The organism is Tsuneonella aeria, from assembly GCF_009827495.1.
Classification (GTDB): Bacteria; Pseudomonadota; Alphaproteobacteria; order Sphingomonadales; family Sphingomonadaceae; genus Tsuneonella; species Tsuneonella aeria.
Genome location: NZ_WTZA01000001.1, coordinates 662718 through 680661, shown reverse-complemented (window position 1 = coordinate 680661; position 17944 = coordinate 662718). Strand labels below are relative to the sequence as shown.

The 17944-nt window shown below is 68.2% G+C and carries 18 protein-coding genes; 12 read left to right on the top strand and 6 right to left on the bottom strand.

Translation table 11 applies throughout. The features are described 5' to 3' along the window. Positions 1–91: 91 nt before the first annotated feature. Both GRI40_RS03305 and GRI40_RS03300 read right to left on the bottom strand, forming a co-directional pair. A complete protein-coding gene (locus GRI40_RS03305) occupies positions 92–2602 on the bottom strand; it encodes an ABC transporter permease (RefSeq protein WP_160610022.1) in 2511 nt (836 codons plus the stop codon). A gap of 10 nt (positions 2603–2612) precedes the next feature. Beyond that, positions 2613–3302: an ABC transporter ATP-binding protein gene (locus GRI40_RS03300; protein ID WP_337190479.1), complete on the bottom strand. Its 690-nt coding sequence runs from the start codon at positions 3300–3302 to the stop codon at positions 2613–2615. A 58-nt stretch (positions 3303–3360) separates the two neighbouring features. Here GRI40_RS03300 and GRI40_RS03295 point away from each other — a divergent pair, with 58 nt between their 5' ends. The 5 genes from GRI40_RS03295 to GRI40_RS03275 all read left to right on the top strand — a co-directional run bounded on the left by GRI40_RS03295 (position 3361) and on the right by GRI40_RS03275 (position 9049). Next, positions 3361–4098: an arylesterase gene (locus GRI40_RS03295; RefSeq protein WP_160610020.1), complete on the top strand. Its 738-nt coding sequence runs from the start codon at positions 3361–3363 to the stop codon at positions 4096–4098. Between the two features lie 71 nt (positions 4099–4169). Continuing rightward, positions 4170–6278 (top strand): catalase, encoded by a 2109-nt coding sequence (locus tag GRI40_RS03290; RefSeq protein ID WP_160610019.1) that lies wholly within the window; start codon positions 4170–4172, stop codon positions 6276–6278. Positions 6279–6300: 22 nt separating this feature from the next. Beyond that, on the top strand, positions 6301–6903 hold the full coding sequence (recO, locus tag GRI40_RS03285) for a DNA repair protein RecO (protein ID WP_160610018.1): 603 nt from the start codon (positions 6301–6303) through the stop codon (positions 6901–6903). Then, the gene (gene leuB / locus GRI40_RS03280; protein ID WP_160610017.1) at positions 6900–7958 is read left to right on the top strand and encodes a 3-isopropylmalate dehydrogenase; all 1059 of its coding nucleotides are present in this window, start codon (positions 6900–6902) and stop codon (positions 7956–7958) included. The genes recO and leuB overlap by 4 nt, the downstream gene beginning before the upstream one ends. 2 nt (positions 7959–7960) lie before the next feature. Beyond that, a complete protein-coding gene (locus GRI40_RS03275) occupies positions 7961–9049 on the top strand; it encodes a glycosyltransferase (protein ID WP_160610016.1) in 1089 nt (362 codons plus the stop codon). On the opposite strand, the gene GRI40_RS03270 is transcribed toward GRI40_RS03275, so the two are convergent. Next, positions 9046–10314: a phospholipid carrier-dependent glycosyltransferase gene (locus GRI40_RS03270; protein WP_160610015.1), complete on the bottom strand. Its 1269-nt coding sequence runs from the start codon at positions 10312–10314 to the stop codon at positions 9046–9048. The genes GRI40_RS03275 and GRI40_RS03270 overlap by 4 nt on opposite strands. Before the next feature lie 206 nt (positions 10315–10520). Here GRI40_RS03270 and GRI40_RS03265 point away from each other — a divergent pair, with 206 nt between their 5' ends. From GRI40_RS03265 to GRI40_RS03240, 6 genes are all read left to right on the top strand, one after another. Next, entirely contained in the window at positions 10521–10826 is a 306-nt protein-coding gene (locus GRI40_RS03265) for a hypothetical protein (RefSeq protein WP_202390127.1), read from the top strand. A 36-nt stretch (positions 10827–10862) separates the two neighbouring features. Next, entirely contained in the window at positions 10863–12086 is a 1224-nt protein-coding gene (locus GRI40_RS03260) for a trans-sulfuration enzyme family protein (protein ID WP_160610014.1), read from the top strand. A 63-nt stretch (positions 12087–12149) separates the two neighbouring features. Beyond that, positions 12150–12560 (top strand): Co2+/Mg2+ efflux protein ApaG, encoded by a 411-nt coding sequence (gene apaG / locus GRI40_RS03255; protein ID WP_160610013.1) that lies wholly within the window; start codon positions 12150–12152, stop codon positions 12558–12560. A gap of 10 nt (positions 12561–12570) precedes the next feature. Next, positions 12571–13365 carry a LysR family transcriptional regulator gene (locus GRI40_RS03250; protein ID WP_160610012.1) on the top strand — a complete coding sequence of 265 codons (795 nt, stop codon included), beginning with the start codon at positions 12571–12573 and terminating at the stop codon, positions 13363–13365. A gap of 210 nt (positions 13366–13575) precedes the next feature. Beyond that, positions 13576–14007, top strand: a complete 432-nt coding sequence (locus tag GRI40_RS03245) for a DUF6766 family protein (protein ID WP_160610011.1) — start codon at positions 13576–13578, stop codon at positions 14005–14007. Next, positions 14004–16184, top strand: a complete 2181-nt coding sequence (locus tag GRI40_RS03240; RefSeq protein ID WP_160610010.1) for a hypothetical protein — start codon at positions 14004–14006, stop codon at positions 16182–16184. The genes GRI40_RS03245 and GRI40_RS03240 overlap by 4 nt, the downstream gene beginning before the upstream one ends. Before the next feature lie 131 nt (positions 16185–16315). On the opposite strand, the gene GRI40_RS03235 is transcribed toward GRI40_RS03240, so the two are convergent. The 3 genes from GRI40_RS03235 to GRI40_RS03225 form a co-directional block, all read right to left on the bottom strand. Beyond that, positions 16316–16477, bottom strand: a complete 162-nt coding sequence (locus GRI40_RS03235) for a hypothetical protein (RefSeq protein ID WP_160610009.1) — start codon at positions 16475–16477, stop codon at positions 16316–16318. Then, positions 16477–16671: a hypothetical protein gene (locus GRI40_RS03230; protein ID WP_160610008.1), complete on the bottom strand. Its 195-nt coding sequence runs from the start codon at positions 16669–16671 to the stop codon at positions 16477–16479. The genes GRI40_RS03235 and GRI40_RS03230 overlap by 1 nt, the downstream gene beginning before the upstream one ends. A 105-nt stretch (positions 16672–16776) precedes the next feature. Beyond that, complete coding sequence (locus GRI40_RS03225; RefSeq protein WP_160610007.1) at positions 16777–16962, bottom strand: hypothetical protein; 186 nt, start codon at positions 16960–16962, stop codon at positions 16777–16779. 457 nt (positions 16963–17419) lie between these two features. On the opposite strand from GRI40_RS03225, the gene rpsL reads away from it, so the two are divergent. After that, positions 17420–17791 carry a 30S ribosomal protein S12 gene (rpsL, locus tag GRI40_RS03220; protein ID WP_160610006.1) on the top strand — a complete coding sequence of 124 codons (372 nt, stop codon included), beginning with the start codon at positions 17420–17422 and terminating at the stop codon, positions 17789–17791. Positions 17792–17944 lie beyond the last annotated feature (153 nt).

The following is a 17944-nucleotide window of genomic DNA, read 5'->3' as shown; positions in this document are numbered from 1 at the left end:
GCCGGGCGGGCCTTCGCAGCCGCCAGCAAGGAGAATCGCTGGGCTCCGCCCCTCGGCACGCGCGACGTGGCCGAGGTCTTCGCCTGACGGGCTAGAGCGCGCGCAGGGCCTGCGCCGGCTTGGCGCGCAGCAGGGGCAGGGCGCCCGCCACCGCGAACACCACGACGAGCGCGAGGCCCGCGCCGAGCACGCCGAGGACGGCGGGCCAGGACGGCAGCCAGTCGAATTCGAACATCTGCGTCACGACCGCCCAGGCCGCGACGAGCCCGATGCCCAGCGCCACCACGGCGAGCATCGCCGCCAGCGCCGCGTATTCGGCGAGCGCCAGGAGGAGAACCTGCCGCCGGCTCGCGCCCAGCACGCGCAGGATGACCGTATCGTACGTCCGCTGCGCCCGCGCCGCCGCGATCGCGCCGAGAAGCACGGCAAGGCCTGCGAGCACGGCGACCGATGCCGCGGCCAGCGTCGCCAGGCCGACCTGGCCCAGCAGCTGCCGTGCCTGGACCAGCACGGGCCCGATCTCGATCACGCTGGCGGAAGGGAACGTGCTGACCAGCGCGCGAAGCAGGGATCCCCTGGCGGCGCTTTCGCCGAGATCGACCGTCGCGGCCAGGTTGTGCGGCGCATCGCGCAGCGTGTTGGGGCTGAACACCAGTACGTAGTTGAAGCCCATCGTCTGCCAGTCGATCCGCCGCAGCGACGCGATGCGCGCCTGCCGCTCCACCCCGAGCACGCCGATCGTCAGGTAGTCGCCGACCGACAGGCCGATGGCGTTCGCCAGGTCCTCGTCCACCGACACCAGCGGTTCGCCGGTGTAATGGGCCGGCCACCATGCGCCGTCCACCACGGTGTTGCCGGGCGGCACGCTGTCGGCATAGGTCAGCCCGCGTTCCCCCCGCAGCGCCCAGGCGCCTTCCGGCAGGTCGTCCCCCAGATCGGCGACGCGGGTCATCGCGCCGCGCGGGCCGTAAGCGAGGATCGCGCCGCGCAGGGCAGGCACCGTGCGCACGTTCGCGCCCGGCGCGGCCGTTTCCACCAGGGCGCCGAACTCGGCAACGCGGTCCTTCGGCAAGTCGAGGACAAAGTAATCGGGCGCCTGCGCGGGGACCCTGCGGGCGATCGTGCCGTCGATGCTGGTCTGCACCGCGGCGAGCAGCACGAACGCCGAGAGCCCGAAGCCGAGCGCCGTCACCAGCGTGCCGGTGGCGGCGCCGGGGCGGTGGAGATTGGCGAGCGCCGCGCGCAGCAGCGGGTCACGCGGCCGGGGCATGCGCGCCGCGCCCCGGCGGATTGCCCACCCGATCCCGGCCAGAAGCGCCAGGGTCGCGCCCGCACCGGCGAGGAACCCGGCGGTGAGGAGGGGCTGCCGCGCCGTCGCCAGCGCCAGCGCCACGATCGCGGCAAGCCCGATGATGACGGGCACGAGCGCAGCGCGGTCGCCCGCCAGCGGCGACACGCGTTCCCGCATCAGCGCCATGGCCGGAAAACGCCGCGCACGCATCAGGGGCGGCGCGGCGAACACCAGGGCGACCAGCAGGCCGTAGGCAAGCGCCGTCAGCAGCGAGAACGGCGCGAACACGATCCCGCTTCCCACCGGAAGAAGCCCTTCGAGCGCGCGTGCCAGAAGCGGCGTCAGCGCGACGCCGGCGGCGATGCCCGCAAGGCTTCCCGCAAGCGCCGCCGCGCCGATCTCCAGCATATATATGCGCGCGATGTCGTGGCTCGTCGCGCCCAGAACCTTCAGCGTCGCGATGCTCTGCCGGCGCGCGTCGAGATAGGACGAAACCCCCCCGCCGATCCCTATGCCCGCGATGACCAGCGCCGCCAGGCCGACAAGCGTGAGGAATTCGCCCATGCGCCCGACAAACCGGTCCGCCCCCGGCGCGCCCCGCTCGCGCGTGTTGATCTCGAACCCGGCGTTGGGAAATGCAGCCTTGAGCGCCGTTTCCGCCGCCGCCGGGTCCCCCGGGCCGTCGAAGGCGACGTTGGTCTTGGACTGATACATCGCGCCGGGCGCGGTCAGCCCGGCTGCGGCGGGGACTTCGGACCGCACGATGACCGTCGGACCCAGCTGGAATCCTTCGCCCAGGCGGTCGGGCTCGTTGTCGATAATGCCGCCCACCGTCAGCCGCGCGGTGCCGACCGAGAAACTGTCTCCGGGGCCAACGTCAAGGCGATCGGCAGCGCCTTGCGCCAGCCACGCCTGGCCCTGCGGCGGGGCGCCGACGACCTTTCCGCCGGCGAGCGTCGCCTTGCCATAGAGCGGCCAGCGATCGTCCACGGCCTTGAGCTCGATGGGCGCCGCGGCGGTGTCGGTGGTCGCCATCGCCTGCATGCGCGTGCCGAGGGAGACAGTGCCGAGCGCGTCGAGCGCCGCCAGCTCCGCCGGATTGGGACCACGCTGCCACAGCTCCACCTGCAGGTCCGCGCCGAGGAACTCCCGCCCCCGATCCGAAAGCTCCCGCTCGATCGTGCTGGTCAGCGTCCCGATGGCGGCAAGCGCGCCGGTGCCCAGGAACAGGCAGACGAGCAGCAGCCGAAGCCCGCGGAACCGCGCGTTGAGATCGCGCCGGGCGATGGCCCAGGCGGTGGACCAGCTCATCGGCCGCACCTCACGCGGTCACGTCGCTCGCGATGCGCCCGTCGGCGACGGTAATCACCCGGGTGCAGCGCGCTGCAAGCTCGGCATCGTGCGTGATGATCAGCAGCGTGGCGCCGGTTTCCGCGCGCCGGTCGAACAGCATGTCGATGATCGCGGCGCCGGTGGCGGCGTCGAGGTTGCCGGTCGGCTCGTCGGCGAAGATCAGCGCGGGGCGGGGCGCCGTGGCGCGCGCGATGGCGACGCGCTGCTGCTCCCCGCCGGAAAGCTGCGCGGGATAATGGTCGAGCCGGTGGCCGAGGCCAACCGCCTCCAGTTCGGCCCGGGCGCGGTCGCGCGCGCGCTCCATCCCCGCAAGCTCCATCGGGGTGGCGACGTTTTCCACCGCGGTCATCGTGGGCAGGAGGTGGAAGGCCTGGAGGACGATACCGATCCGGCCCCGGCGTGCCTGTGCCAGCCCGTCTTCATCGAGCGCGGCGAAATCCGCACCGGCGATCTCCAGCGAACCCGAACTGGCGCGTTCCAGCCCGGTCAGCACCGCCATCAGACTCGACTTGCCCGAACCCGACGGGCCGAGCAGCGCGACCACCTCGCCCACGCCGACATCGAGGTCGATGCCTTTGAGGATGTGCACCGGTGCGGCCGGGGTGCCGAGGGTCAGGGTCAGGTTGCGGGCGGAAATCGCGCGGGAGGGGCTTGTCACGCCCACGCGATGACATAGCTGGGGTGAGGCGGCAATATCCGTCATGGGAGATGACACGATGAGACTGCGCGGCTGGATGATGCTTGGTGCGGCAATGGCGCTGGCCGGCTGCCAGGGCGAAGTCGCCGCCCCCGATCCCGCGCCCGCAGCCACGTCGACGGCGTCGGCCGCGTCTGCCGCCACCGACAATCCCGATACCGCGATTGCCGGTCGCGCAGTGCGGGTGCTGGCTTTCGGTGACTCGTTGTTTGCCGGCTACGGCCTCACCAGCCCCGACCTTGCCTATCCCGCCCGGCTGGAAGCGGCCTTGCGGGCCGATGGCCATGACGTGAAGGTGACGAACGCGGGCGTATCGGGGGATACGACCGCCGCGGGCCGCCAGCGCCTGGCCTTCACGCTGGACAGCCAGCCCGCGCCGCCGGACCTCGTGTTGCTGGAACTGGGCGGCAACGACCTGCTTCGCGGCCTGCCGCCCGAACAGACCCGCGCGAACCTGGCCGCCATGCTCGGCGAGCTTGAAAAGCGCGGCATCCCGGCCGTGCTGATGAGCCTGCAAGCACCGCCCAACTACGGCGCAACGTGGCAGAATCAGTTCGACGCGCTCTACCCGGCGCTGGCCAAAGAACATGGCGCCACGCTGGTGCCCTTCGTGACCCAAGCGGTCTTCGCCAATCCGGCGCTGCTCCAGGCCGATCGGGTCCATCCGACGGCGAAAGGTGTCGAAGCGCTCGTTTCCGCGACGTCGGACGCGGTGGCCGAAGCGCTTCCCCAACCCGATGGGCCCGACCGCCTTTGAGGGCAGGCGAAATGCCGGAACGCGCGGTGCGGTAAACCGTCTCTCCTGCAAACCAGCAGCAGGAGAGACCGATGACGAACGACGACAATGCAAAATCCGGGGCCGAAGATACCGGTGGCAGGTCGTTCGCCTTCGAAACCGGCAGCGGGGGCGAAACGCACCAGCGTGTGGCGAAGGGGGGCGATCACGCCGACGAGGATGCGCACCTGACCACCAACCAGGGCGTGCGGATTTCCGATAACCAGAACAGCCTGAAATCCGGCGCCCGGGGCCCCGTCCTGCTCGAAGATTTCGTCTTGCGGGAAAAGCTGTTCCACTTCGACCACGAACGCATTCCGGAACGGATCGTCCACGCGCGTGGCAGCGGCGCCCACGGCACGTTCACCTGCACGCGCGCCGTGCCCGAACTCACCCGTGCGGCACCCCTGCAGGCCGCGGGCAAGGAAACGCCGGTCTTCGCGCGCTTTTCCACCGTGGCGGGCAACAGGGGCAGCGTCGATACCCCGCGCGACGTGCGCGGCTTCGCGGTGAAGTTCTATACCGACGAAGGGAACTGGGACCTCGTCGGCAACAACTGCCCGGTGTTTTTCATCCAGGACGCGATGAAGTTTCCCGACCTGGTCCATGCCGTGAAGATGGAGGCGGATCGCGGTTATCCGCAGGCGACGGCCGCGCACGATACCTTCTGGGATTTCGTCAGCCTGATGCCGGAATCGACCAACATGCTGCTCTGGGCGATGAGCGACCGCACGATTCCCCGCTCGCTGCGCATGATGGAAGGCTTCGGGGTGCACACGTTCCGGCTGGTCAATGCCGAGGGGAAGAGCACGTTCTGCAAGTTCCACTGGAAGCCTGTCCTGGGCATGCAGTCGACCGTCTGGGACGAGGCCGCAAAGCTGCAGGGCGCGGACAACGATTACCATCGCCGCGACTTGTACGAAGCGATCGATCGCGGCGATTTCCCCGCATGGGACCTGGGCCTGCAGACGTTCGACGAGGAATTCGCCGCAGCGCAGCCGTACGACGTGCTCGACGCGACCAAGATCATCCCGGAGGAAGACTGCCCAGTGCAGATTGTCGGCCGGATGGAGCTCAACCGCAATCCGGCAAACTTCTTCGCGGAAACCGAACAGGTTGCGTTCTGCCCGGCGAACGTGATCCCGGGGATCGACTTCACCGCCGATCCCCTGCTGCACGGGCGCCTGTTCAGCTATCTCGACACCCAGTTGAAGCGGCTGGGCACGACCAATTTCCACCAGATCCCGATCAACGCGCCGCGCTGTCCCATGCGCAACTTCCAGCGCGACGGGCACATGCAGATGATGGTGCCTGAAGGGCGCGCGAACTATGAACCGAACAGCCTTGCGATGGGCGGCGAGGACGGCGGCCCGCGCGAATGCCCCGAAACCGGCTACACCAGCTTCGCCCCCCGCGACATCGGGGGCGAGGCGGGGGATTCGCTGCGCATCCGGGCCGAGCTGTTCGCCGACCATTTCAGCCAGGCGCGCCAATTCTACCGCTCGCAGACGCCAAGCGAGCAGGCGCATATCGTCGGTGCCTTCGTGTTCGAACTGAGCAAGGTGGAACTCGTCCACATTCGCACCCGGATGGTTTCGCGCCTGCGGAACGTGGACGAGGATCTTGCCCGGCGCGTTGCCGAAGGCCTGGCGCTCGACCTGCCCCCGGCCGCACCCGCCGCCCGTCCGCCAATCGACATGCGCCCGAGCGATGCCCTGTCCATTCAGAAGAACATGCGCCGCACACTCGAAGGCCGGGTGGTGGGCGTGCTCTTCGGCGAGAACACGGAGCAGGACCTGCTCGACGAATTGCAGGACATGATCGAGGACGCCGGCGGATCGGCCCACTTCGTCGCGCCCAAGGTGGGGCTGGGTGCAGACGGGCAGCTTGCCGGCTCACCCTCGGCCAAGTTCGATGCGATCGCGCTTGCGTTGACCGAGGAGGACACGGCCAAGCTGCTGAAGGAAGGCGCCGCCGTGCAGTTCGTGATGGACGCATTCGGCCACCTCAAGGCGATCGGCGCCAGTGCCGGATCGCTCGCGCTGCTCGACAAGGCGGGGGTAGAGGCGGACGACGGCGTCACCGGGCTCGACGCGGCCTTCATCGAAGCGGCGACCCGGCGCTTCTTCGACCGCGAGCCGAAGGTGCGCATGCTCGTCTGATGCGCTAGGGGAGGGCGGGCAGATGCACCTGACCTTCCCCGCCATCCTCGTCGCCGCGCGCCAGCACGGAGAGACCGCCGCAATCGTGCGCGTGCTGAGCGGGCCGTACGGCCTCGTCGCCGGCTATGTCGCGGGCGCGCGCGGGCGGCAGTTGCGGCCGGTGCTGATCCCGGGCAACCGCGTGGCGGCGGAGCTTGTCGCCCGCAGCGATGCCAGCCTGCCCTCGCTGCGGCTGGAACTGCTGGAAAGCCGCGGGCCCTGGATGGGCGAGCCGCTGCCCGCCGCCGCGATCGCATGGGTGACGACGCTGACGGCAGCGGTCCTGCCCGAACGGAACGCCTATCCCGCGCTATACGATGCGCTGGCCGCCACGCTGGAGGCGGTGTGCCATGCCCCGTCCGCGCGGGGGTGGCTGCCGGCGGTGATCGGTTACGAGGCGCTGGTCCTGCGCGAACTGGGTTACGGCGGCCGGGGCAGCGTGCCCGAAGCGGACCTTGAGGGGCTGTTGCAAATGTTTGCCCGCGGTGCCGCCCCGCTGGAGCGGTACCTGCTTGCCGACCGGAAGGGCAATGCTATGGCCGCCCGCGCAATGCTGCACGCGCGGCTGGAGAGACTGACGGGATGAAAGTCGCGGTATTTGCAGGGGACGGCATCGGACCGGAAGTCGCGGGCGCGGCCGTGCGCGTGCTGGAAGCGCTCGATCTGCCCGCGCTCACCCTGTTCGAAGGCGACGTCGGCGGCGCGGCCTATCGCCGCCACGGCCATCCTCTGCCGCCCGAAACCCTGGAGATGGCGCGGGCTTCCGACGCGATCCTGTTCGGCGCGGTCGGCGATCCGGCCTGCGACGGCCTGGCGCGCGCGCTCCGGCCCGAACAGGCGATTCTGGGCCTACGTGCGGAGCTGGGGCTGTTCGCCAACCTGCGCCCCGCCAGGACTTTCCCGGGCCTGGAGGGCATGAGCGCCCTGCGCCCCGAGATCGCGGCGCGTATCGACCTTCTGATCGTGCGCGAACTGAACGGCGACGTCTATTTCGGCGAGAAGGGCGTGGACACGCTCCCCGGCGGCGGGCGCCGCGGGTGGGACATGATGCGGTATGACGACGACGAGGTGCGCCGGATCGCCCACGTCGCCTTCCGCGCCGCGCAGGACCGCAAGGGGCGCCTGTGCAGCGTCGACAAGGCCAACGTGCTCGAAACCAGCCAGCTCTGGCGGGACGTAGTGACCGAGGTCGGTGCCGAGTATCCCGAGGTCGCTCTGGAGCACATGTACGTCGACAACGCGGCGATGCAGCTCGTGCGCGAACCAGGTCGGTTCGACGTTCTGCTAACAGGGAACCTGTTCGGTGATATCCTGTCCGACCAGGCGAGCATGTGCGTGGGTTCCATCGGCCTTCTCGCCAGCGCGGCGCTGGGGGAACGGCAGACCGCGTTCGGCACGTTCGGGCTTTACGAGCCAATCCACGGCAGCGCGCCCGATATCGCCGGCCGGGGCCTCGCCAACCCGACGGCGGCGATCCTCTCAGCTGCGATGATGCTGCGCCACTCGTTCGGCCGCGAAGCCGACGCCGTGCGGGTGGAGAGCGCCGTGGCCAGGGCGCTTGCCGATGGGGTGCGCGGCGCGGACCTGGGGGGCGATGCCGGCACCGCAGCGATCGGCGACGCGGTGATCGCGCGCCTCTGACCATGGCCGGTCTCGCCATCGTGCTGCCAACGCTCAATGAGCGTGAGAACATCGCGCCCCTGGTCGCGCGAATCGAAGGCGCGCTGGGACCGGATGGCTGGGAAGTCATCGTGGTCGACGACAACAGCCCCGACGGCACGGCGGACGCTGCCCGTGCGCTCGCCGTGGCCGACCCGCGTGTGCGCGTGATCCAGCGCTTCGGCCGCCGCGGCCTGGCAAGCGCGGCGATCGAGGGGATGTGCGCGACGGCGGCGCCGCTGGTCGCGGTGATGGATGCCGATCACCAGCACGATCCCGCGCTTCTGCCGGCCATGCGCGCGGCGATAGAGGCGGGGGTGTGCGACATCGCCGTCGCCAGCCGCTTCGTCGAAGGCGGCACGGCGGCGGGCCTGTCAAGCGAGACCCGGGAGAAAGGCAGCCGCCTCGCCAACCGGCTTGCCCGGAAGGTGACGGGGGTCGAGCTTACCGACCCGATGAGCGGATACTTCATGCTGCGAACCGATGCCTTGCGCAGCGTGGCGCCGCGCCTGTCGGGGATCGGGTTCAAGATCCTGCTCGACCTGCTCGCTGCTGCCGCCCCCCCGTTGCGCGTAAAGGAACTCCCGCTCCAATTCGCGGAACGGCGGAGCGGCGAGAGCAAGCTCGACAGCGCGGTCGCGTTCGAGTTTCTCGTCGGACTCTACGATCGCAGCTTCGGCCGCATCGTCCCCAGCCGTTTCGCGCTGTTCGGTACCGTCGGCGCGATGGGCGTGGCGGTGCACATGGCGGTGCTCACGCTGCTGTTCCGTATCGGGGGAGAGGGGTTCGCGCTCGCCACGGTGATCGCCACTTTCGCCGCGATGACGTTCAACTTCTGGCTCAACAACCGGCTGACGTACCGCGACCAGCGCCTCCGCACCCCCGGCGCGATCCTGAAGGGCTGGCTGGGCTTTTGCGCCACCTGTTCGGTCGGCGCGCTGGCCAACGTGGCGACCGCGACCCTGCTGCAGGCGCGGGGCCTCCACTGGGTGCTGGCCGCGCTGGCGGGGATCGTCATCGGGTCCGTGTGGAACTACGCCCTTTCCAGCCGCGTCGTCTGGGGCCGCTTCTAGCGCCAGCTGGCAATCCACATCCATTGTTCGAAGGCACGTTCACCGCCGAGCGGTGCGCTGCTGAGGATCGGCCAGAACCAGGCGAACAGGGCGGCAGAGCCCGCCAGCACCGTCCAGGCGATCCACCCCCAACCCCGGCGGCGCAATGCGCCAAGCGCCAGCGCCAATCCCGCGAGCAGCGCCATGCTCGGCACGAAATAGTGGTAATAGAACTGGATGGGCTTGCTCGCCACGATCCAGAACCCCAGGCTGACGAGGTAGATAGTGGCCACGGCCAGCGCGTCCATCCGCCGCCGCGCGAACGCGGCCCACAGGCACCACAGCATGGCGGGAAGGCCCAGCAGCATGGTCAGCGGATTGCCGATCAGCAGGACGCCGCGCTGCGCCCCGTCGACCGGTTCGTAAAGGTACCAGATCGCACGCCGGTTGATGATCCAGTCGGTCCAGGTGCTCTGGTACGGATGCGGCTTGATGACGCTTTCCTGCATTTGCAGCATCATCTGGTGGAGGCCTATCAGCCCTCCCTTCGCCTGGTCAGGTGCGATCATGAACGCGGGCAGGTATGTCGCGGCATAGACGGCGAGCGGCAGCACCCCCAGCCACACGGCCGCTTCGGTCAGGCGGATGCCGGGCACCGGGGCGCCGCGGCGGACCCACAGGCCGCTCCAGCCGGCGGCATGGAGACGCGCGGCCAGGAAGGCGATACCGGGCAGGGGGGCGAGCGGGATGGCGTTCCACTTGGCGGCAAGCGCAAGACCCATCGCGGCCCCCGCGATCGCCAGGCTGCGCCGCCCGTGCTCCGGCGCGCGGATCGCGGCGGCGCATTGCCAGAATGAAACCGCGAGCATCGCCACCATGACAGCATCGAGCATGGCGATGCGGGCGTGGACGAACAGGTGGAACCCGGTCGCGAGCAGTACGCCGTAAGCAATGGTCGCGAAGCGGCTGAGCGACGCCAGCCACAGCGCGCGCATGGCCGCGAACAGGGCCAGCGCCGACGCGAGAAGGCTGCTGAGGCGCCAGGCCCACGGGTGGTCGCCGAACAGGCCGATGCCGGCCGCCAGCACTTCCTTCGCGAACATGGGGTGTTCGCGGTTGAGCCAGTCACTGCCGGCCAGCAGCGCGCGTGCCGCCGGCAGGTAGTGGATCTCGTCAAAATACGGCTTTGACGGGATGCCGAGGCGCACCGCCGCGAGTGCGGTGAATGCGGCCGTCAGCGCCACGCACCACCAGAGGGGATCGCGGGCCTCCGTATCGCGCGTCATGGATGGGGCGGCGGGATCGGGACTGGCTGACATGCGAAGCGGCGAATAGCGAATGCGGGCCCCGAACGGAATAGTCGGCAAACCGTTATTGCAGCGCGGCAGAGCGTTGACAATGCGGTGATTTCGTCCAGTTTCCGTCGCGGAACCGGCAGTAAAGAAGTGCGGCGTCGCGATCCTGCACCGCTTGACCGAGGGGAAAATCCATCATGCTTCGCAAGCTGCCGATCGCTCTTTCCGCTGCTGCGCTGGCGATTTCGCCGGTCGCGGTCCAGGCCGCCCAAGCACAGCGCGCCACCGCGCCTGTGACCGAGGACAGCCAACTGGGCGGAAGCCTTCTGTGGATCGTGGCGGCAATCGCCCTCGTGGTCGGTATCATTCTCATCGCCGACGACGACGATCCGGCCAGCCCGCGATCGCCTGAACGATTCGACCATTCACGAAACGGGGCCGCATTCGGCCCCGTTTTTGCGTCTGCGCCCGGCCACTGCGCCCTCAAAGCCATTTTTCGTTGAAGCCGCGGGCAATCCGCCCCTAGAGCCCGCCTCGCGATGAAAAAGACCACCGGCATGAACCGTTCCGTCACCCAGGCATGGGGCCCGGCCACCCGCGCGGTGCGCGGCGGCACCTGGCGCAGCGAGCACGGCGAGACGAGCGAGGCGCTGTTCCTCTCCTCCGGCTATTCGTATGACGATGCCGGCACTGTCGCCGCCCGTTTCACCGGGGAGGCTGCGGGGATGACGTATTCCCGTCTGCAGAACCCCACCGTCGCCATGCTGGAAGAACGCATCGCCCTGATGGAAGGGGCCGAAGCGTGCCGCACGCAGGCCAGCGGAATGGCGGCGATGACCGCGGCGCTCTTGTGCCAGCTTTCGGCCGGCGACCACGTCGTTGCCGCGCGTGCCGGGTTCGGTTCGTGCCGCTGGCTGGTCGACAGCCTGCTCCCGCGTTTCGGCATCGAGACGACAGTTATCGACAGCGCGGTCGACAGCGAATGGGATGCCGCGATCCGTCCGAACACCAAGGTGTTCTTCTTCGAAACCCCGGCCAATCCCACGCTCGACGTGGTGGACATGCAATACGTCTGCGATCTCGCGCGGGCGCACGGCATCGTGACGGTGGTTGACAACGCGTTCGCCTCGCCCGCGTTGCAGCGACCGCTGAACTTCGGCGCGGACGTCGTCGCCTACAGCGCCACAAAGCTGATGGACGGGCAGGGCCGTGTCCTGGCAGGTGCGGTGTGCGGCAGCGCGGCCTTCATCAACGATGTCCTTCTTCCGTTTCAGCGCAACACCGGCCCGAACCTGAGCCCGTTCAACGCCTGGGTCGTGCTGAAGGGCCTGGAAACGCTGGATCTTCGCGCCCGGGCGCAGAGCGCGGCCGCGATCGAGCTGGGGCGCGCGATCGAACAACGTATCGCACCCGCCGGCGGCCGCATGCTTCATCCGGGCCTGCCGAGCCACCCGCGTCACGAACTCGCCATCCGGCAGATGCCGCGGGGTACGGGCCCCATCTTCGCCTTCGAGGTCCCGGGCGGGCGGACGCAGGCCTTTGCCCTGCTGGACGCGCTGGAACTGATCGATATCTCCAACAACATCGGGGACGCGCGCAGCCTCATGTGCCACCCTGCCAGCACCACGCACGCCGGCTTGAGCGACGATGCGCGGGCGGAAATGGGCGTGACCGAAGGGCTGCTCCGCATCAACGTGGGGCTGGAGGATGTCGCCGACCTTGTGAGGGATGTCGACGCCGCAATGTCCGCCGCGGGGCTCTAGCCCGGGGCTTTCCTACCCCGGCCGATTGCACCGGCGGCGGCCGCCCGCTAGGTTGCCTCCACGATGAAACAGCTATTCCAGCATGCCGCCATCACCGACGGGATCACCGTGCGGGTGGCGGTGAATTTCCTGCCCGAACAGTCCCGTCCCGATGACGGCAAGTGGTTCTGGGTCTATCACATCCGGATAGAGAACGGGTCGGACAGCCGGGTCCAGCTCGTAAGCCGGCACTGGCGCATCACCGATGCGCGCGGGATCGTCAGCATTGTCGATGGCGAAGGCGTGGTGGGCGAACAACCGGTGCTGGATCCGGGGCAGGCGCACGATTACGTTTCCGGCTGCCCGCTGGATACGCCGCACGGCACGATGGAAGGCTTCTACACCTTCCACCTGCTCGATGCGCAGGGATCGGGCCAGCCGCTCGAGGTGCGCATCCCGTTCTTCCCGCTGGCGGCGCCGGCCACCGCCGGTTAAGGCGCCGCGCATGAAGCGCACGCACCTGCCTCTCAACGCCTTGCGCGTATTCGATGCCGCCGCGCGGCACCTGTCGTTCACCCGCGCGGCTGACGAGCTGGCGGTGACGCCCGCGGCCGTCGGCCAGCAGATTCGCGCGCTGGAAGATCACTTGGGAACGGTCCTGTTCCGCCGGACCAGCAAGGGGCTGGAATTGACGGACGAGGCGACCGCCGGCCTCGATGCGCTGCGCGAAGGGTTCCTGAAGTTCGAGGAATCGGTCCAGGCGATGCAGGCCAGCCAGGCGAGCGACCGCTATACCATCGCCGCCCCGCGTGAATTTTACGCCCAGTGGCTCAGTCATCGCCTCGCCGCGTTTCTCGCCGAGAATCCTGGCGTGCGCTACCAGCTCATCGCCGACGAGAATGCCGACTTCACGGAGACAAACCTCGACGTGGCAATCCGCCTCGTGGATGGCCCCGGTGACCTGGAAGGGGTGGAAATTGCGCCGGCCCGCCGCGTCGTCGTGGCCGCCCCCGGCGCGCCCGACCAGTGGATCGCTTGGCCCGGCGTGGCCCTGCCCGATGGGGGCGAAGGCATGGTCCAGGTCGCCAATCCCGGCCAGGCTCTGTCAAGTGCCATCGCGGGGCTGGGCAAGGCGATCCTGCCGGCACTGCTGTGTGAGGAAGCGGTCACGGCCGGCCGGCTCGAGGTGCTGGAGGGGCCTGACGAAGGGCGCCGCGCCTACTGGCTGGTCGCCCCGCTGCCGCAGTGGCGGCAGAAGAAGGTGAAGTCGCTGGTTGCCTTCCTGACGGACGCCGGCTGAAGACACCCGCCAGCTCGCCGGTTCGCGTAAGCTCGCGGATGCACACGGCCGTCCCGTCTTCCAGGCGGGTGTGGATAATGGGCGAGGGTTAAATTCATCCGATCCCGCCCCCGCGCGCCAGAGTGCAGCGCGCGTGCATTGCCGCAATAAGTCAGGGGCGGGAACAAAGCCGCAGATTTGTCCTTCTGGCCACTGGAAGGAGCATTGCTCATGTCCGGAAACGTCGAGAGCAGCGCCGCCCGATTGGGAATTTTCGGCAAATACGCCTACGCCTGGATTACGCTCGCGTTTTTCATCGGTTCGTTTGCGCTCCACTGGTACTTCGGGTGGCAGGCGTACGTCGATGAAGCACGCCAGCATGGCAGCAGCCCGGAGGTCAACGAGTACCTCATCACCATGGGCCGCGACACGTTCGAGAACTGGCAGTCCGAATTCCTCCAGCTTCTGTGGCAGGTCGTCGGCCTGGCCTATTTCCTCTACCTCGGCTCGCCGTCCTCGAAGGAAAATGACGATCGGTTGGAAGCGAAGATCGATGCGCTCCTTCGCATGAAGGGCGACGAAGGCGCGAAGGTCGTCGAGCAACTCGACGAGAAGTTCATGCGGCACGGCGGCCACGCCCAGCCCCACGGACACAGAGGGTGACCGGTTCACCGTCGCTCGCGGTCCGCGAGACGGCGCGTGCGTTCGGCGAAGGGCGGCAGCTGGCGAAAGCGAAGCACAACGCGTTCTTGGTGGAGGCCGTGACGCTGGGTGCCGACCTCTGGATCCGCCTGTCGCGCGATGCGAAGTCAGGCGGGCTCGCATGGCGGGTTCCGCTGCTCACGGAAGGGGCCAGGATCGAGCGGGTGGAGGGCGACGATCTCCTCGCTTTCACCGCCGTCACCGACCTCGGCACGCACCGCATTACCGTGAGCGCGGACGAGAGCGATCCGGCGCTGTTCTCGCTGGAACACGCCTTCCGGCCCGATCGTGCGCTGCACTTGCCGTTCATCCCGCGCGACCTGATCGCGGTGGGACCCGGTGTCCGCGCGGAAAGGCCCAAAGGCACGATCGAGGCGAGCCAGCGGCGGCTGAATACCGGGCTGTGCTATTTCTCGCTCGACGAGCCCGATTTCGGCAAGGTGCTCTATCTCCAGGATCTCACCCGGCTGAACGCCTATTTCAACGCGACCGGCACGAAGCCTGAAAACGCGGTGGGCGGGGAGTGGCCCGAGTTAGGCTACCTCGCGCCCACTCACCCTGATGACCCCTCGGCCGCTCTCCCGGGCGGGCGCGAGACGGTGCTATCCAGCGCGCACATCCTGGTGCGTCGCTTCCCGCAAGAGGAGGAAATCGCATCCGCGTGGCAATTCCTGGATATGCTGGCGGCCCTTTATCGCAGGATCGACCGGCCTGAAGCCATGTATCGCGACTGGGTCGGCCGATCGCGGCGGACCCTCGACGACCTGCGCGCCAGCCCCAAGGCGCGCACGCGGCATCGCGGCAATACCTATTTCCACCCCTACACCGCGACCGAATACCCGGATTCGATGGTCCAGCTCTCGCTGCTTTCCGCCATCCACGAATGGGGACGCTGGCAAGGCAAGCGGGATCCGCTCGAACGCGAGATCGTGAAGGGCCTGCGCGGTTTCTACGATCCGAAGCTCAAGGCGCTGCGGCGCTACCTGCCCGATGTGGGCGACGACAAGGACGCCGACGCGGTGGACAGCTGGTACATGTACCACCCGATGGCGATGCTTTGCTCCCTGGCGCTCGACGGGGAGGAGGAGGCGCGGGCCCTGCTGCTCGACACGGTCGATTACGGGATCAAGGCGGCGCAGCACTTCGAGTATCGCTGGCCGATCCAGTACAAGGTGGACACGTTCGAGGTCATCACCGCGGTGGCTGCCGACGATCGCGGCCAGACCGACGTGAACGGCATGTACGCCTGGGTCATGCTGCAGGTGCACGCCCTCACCGGAGAAGCGCGCTTCCTGGCCGAGGCGCGCGCCGCCATCGAAGCTGCCGCGGGCAGCCGCTTCCACCTCAATTACCAGGCCAACCTCACCGCCTGGGGCGCGGCGGCGTGCATTCTTCTGTGGCGCATCACCAACCAGAAGCACTACCTGTCACAAAGCTACGTCTATCTCGCCAGCTTCTTCCACAATTCGCTTATGTGGAAGAGCGAGATCGGCGCTGCGCGCGAATACGGCAATTTCATGGGCGTCACCTGCCTGCAAGATGCGCCGTACATGGCGATGTACGAATGCTTCGACAGCTTCGCCGCGTTCGAGACCTACCTCGATCTCGGCGGGCCGGACCTGATCCCGTCGGTAAAACTTCTCGTGAGCGAATACTGCCGCTACGCGCTCCACCGCGCATGGTTCTACTATCCCGATGCGTTGCCGGAAGATGCGATGGCGAAGGACGATATCCGCAACGGCCATATTGATCGCGCGCTGTCATTCCCCCTGGAAGACCTTTACCCCGATGGGCAGCCGGCGGGGCAGGTGGGGCAGGAAATCTACGGGGCGGGCGGGGCGATGGTGTTTGCCACGCGTGCATTTCACCGGGTGGAGCGGGCGCCTTTCATGCTCCACTGCGATCATTTCGTGCGGGCGCTGACCCGGATGGACGAATGTGCCATCAGCTTCGCGATCGACGGGCCGGCGGCGATGGACGCGGCGATCGCGCTGATCGCGGACAAGCCGCGCCGATCCGCCACTACGATCGTGCTGCGCGGCGCCGACGGTCAGAAAATCCCGCCCCTGAAGGATACAGGGACCGCGCTGTGCCGGTTCTCGGTGCCGACTCAAGGTGCCTATACGCTGAGCTGGTAAGGGCGCCGGATCGCCGGCTTGCAGGTTTTGGGCAGCACTTCGGCCTGGATGCGCTTGAATAAAAGGCGCGCGCTTTGCGGGCGCACGACCCGAAGCGCGCGGTTTTCCCTAGCGGGGTGGAGACGCGGCGCTCAGTCCCCGCCGCCGCTGTCGCTGCCTGGTCGGCCCCCGTCACGGCCCTGATCGTCCTTGATCCGCGCATGATTGGGCTGCGCGTCTTCCTGAGGCTCGCGCTCGGCCTGCGGTCGCTGATCCTTGCGCTGTTCTCCGCGCTCGAGGTTCCGGTCGGCCATCAACGGTTTCCCCCGCGCTCGCCGTCCATGCCGGAACGCTTGGCTGGCTGGCCCTGCTGCCCGCGCGGGTCGGTTTCCTGACCTTCCATCGCGGCAAGATCGTTGTCCTGTCCGGGCTGGCCCCCTTCATCTCCGTCGCGGGTGGACTGGTTCTGCCCTTCGCGGTTTCGGGCCGCTGTGGCCTTCGGGCGCAACAGGCTCTCGTTTGGGGTCGGTCGTCGTTCGCTATCCTTCGGGGAAGTAACGGGCCAGGGCAGGGGTCGGGTCCCGCAACCGGGCCGAAGCGGGATCCCGAGCGATCAGTCGCCCTTGTCGCCCTGGTTGCGCGGCTTCTTCGTGCTCGCATGCTGTCTCGCGTCCTGACTCAGCGACTTCGACTGATCGTCGGATTCGCCGAAAGTGCCGTCGTCGTTGCGCCGCTGGTAGCGTTTCTCGTGCGGCTGGATGAGTTCGCGCTTGCCGTCGCTGTCCTTCTTGTCGGCCATGACAGGGCTCCACATGGTTGGTATGCGGTATGAAACTCGCGCCATGCTACGGCGTTCCGCACCTGTTCCGGCCCCGGCGGATTTCGCGATCGCCGGCCGTTCCCTTGACCGCCGGGGCGAATCCGACTAGGGGCGCGCCCATCCAGGGCCCGGTTCGCTCGGCCCCGGTCAGATAGAGCTGAACATTGGCGGTGTCGTCCCGGGGGCCTGGCGTATGTTGCGCAAGGGCTCTTTTCTATTGAAGCGCGGCCTCGTGCAGGGCGTTTCGGGGCGGCCGTCAAAGTAACCCGGTGTCCGTGGGCGCGGGTGGAGTGATTCAAGCTCGCAGACCCTGTTGGCCAGGCATCGCGCCTTGGCAACGATCCCGGTTTGGCCGGGAACGACCGGTTCGGCGAACTTTCTCCCTTCACCCTGTTCTTGTGGCACCGCCATACGGTGAAGAGAGAGAACTCCTTTAATGCCGACGATCAACCAGTTGGTCCGCAAGGGCCGCGAACCGCAGAAGGCCAAGTCGAAGGTCCCTGCGATGGAAGCGAACCCGCAGAAGCGCGGCGTTTGCACCCGCGTCTACACCACGACCCCGAAGAAGCCGAACTCGGCGCTGCGCAAGGTGGCCAAGGTGCGCCTGACCAACCAGCGCGAGGTCATCAGCTACATCCCGGGTGAAGGGCACAACCTGCAGGAGCACTCCGTGGTGCTGATCCGCGGCGGCCGCGTGCGCGACCTTCCGGGCGTGCGTTACCACGTGCTGCGCGGCGTGCTCGACACGCAGGGCGTGAAGGACCGCAAGCAGAGCCGCTCCAAGTACGGCGCCAAGCGTCCCAAGTGATGGCTGGTCCAGGCCGTCGTCCCGGTGTCAGGCCGGGATCGCTGTCGGCCTGGTCGGATATCACCGGAGAGAGTTTCCACCGGAGTGCTTGCGGCAAACGATCCCGTCTTTCGCCGGGATGATGTGTTGAAACACCGCTGTCGCTCCCGTGTT

Coding starts and splice junctions, on each gene's coding strand:
- GRI40_RS03305 (WP_160610022.1), bottom strand. CDS start 2,602: ATGAGCTGGTCCACCGCCTGGGCCATCGCCCGGCGCGATCTCAACGCG.
- GRI40_RS03295 (WP_160610020.1), top strand. CDS start 3,361: ATGAGACTGCGCGGCTGGATGATGCTTGGTGCGGCAATGGCGCTGGCC.
- GRI40_RS03290 (WP_160610019.1), top strand. CDS start 4,170: ATGACGAACGACGACAATGCAAAATCCGGGGCCGAAGATACCGGTGGC.
- recO (WP_160610018.1), top strand. CDS start 6,301: ATGCACCTGACCTTCCCCGCCATCCTCGTCGCCGCGCGCCAGCACGGA.
- leuB (WP_160610017.1), top strand. CDS start 6,900: ATGAAAGTCGCGGTATTTGCAGGGGACGGCATCGGACCGGAAGTCGCG.
- GRI40_RS03275 (WP_160610016.1), top strand. CDS start 7,961: ATGGCCGGTCTCGCCATCGTGCTGCCAACGCTCAATGAGCGTGAGAAC.
- GRI40_RS03270 (WP_160610015.1), bottom strand. CDS start 10,314: ATGACGCGCGATACGGAGGCCCGCGATCCCCTCTGGTGGTGCGTGGCG.
- GRI40_RS03265 (WP_202390127.1), top strand. CDS start 10,521: ATGCTTCGCAAGCTGCCGATCGCTCTTTCCGCTGCTGCGCTGGCGATT.
- GRI40_RS03260 (WP_160610014.1), top strand. CDS start 10,863: ATGAAAAAGACCACCGGCATGAACCGTTCCGTCACCCAGGCATGGGGC.
- apaG (WP_160610013.1), top strand. CDS start 12,150: ATGAAACAGCTATTCCAGCATGCCGCCATCACCGACGGGATCACCGTG.
- GRI40_RS03250 (WP_160610012.1), top strand. CDS start 12,571: ATGAAGCGCACGCACCTGCCTCTCAACGCCTTGCGCGTATTCGATGCC.
- GRI40_RS03245 (WP_160610011.1), top strand. CDS start 13,576: ATGTCCGGAAACGTCGAGAGCAGCGCCGCCCGATTGGGAATTTTCGGC.
- GRI40_RS03235 (WP_160610009.1), bottom strand. CDS start 16,477: ATGGCCGACCGGAACCTCGAGCGCGGAGAACAGCGCAAGGATCAGCGA.
- GRI40_RS03225 (WP_160610007.1), bottom strand. CDS start 16,962: ATGGCCGACAAGAAGGACAGCGACGGCAAGCGCGAACTCATCCAGCCG.
- rpsL (WP_160610006.1), top strand. CDS start 17,420: ATGCCGACGATCAACCAGTTGGTCCGCAAGGGCCGCGAACCGCAGAAG.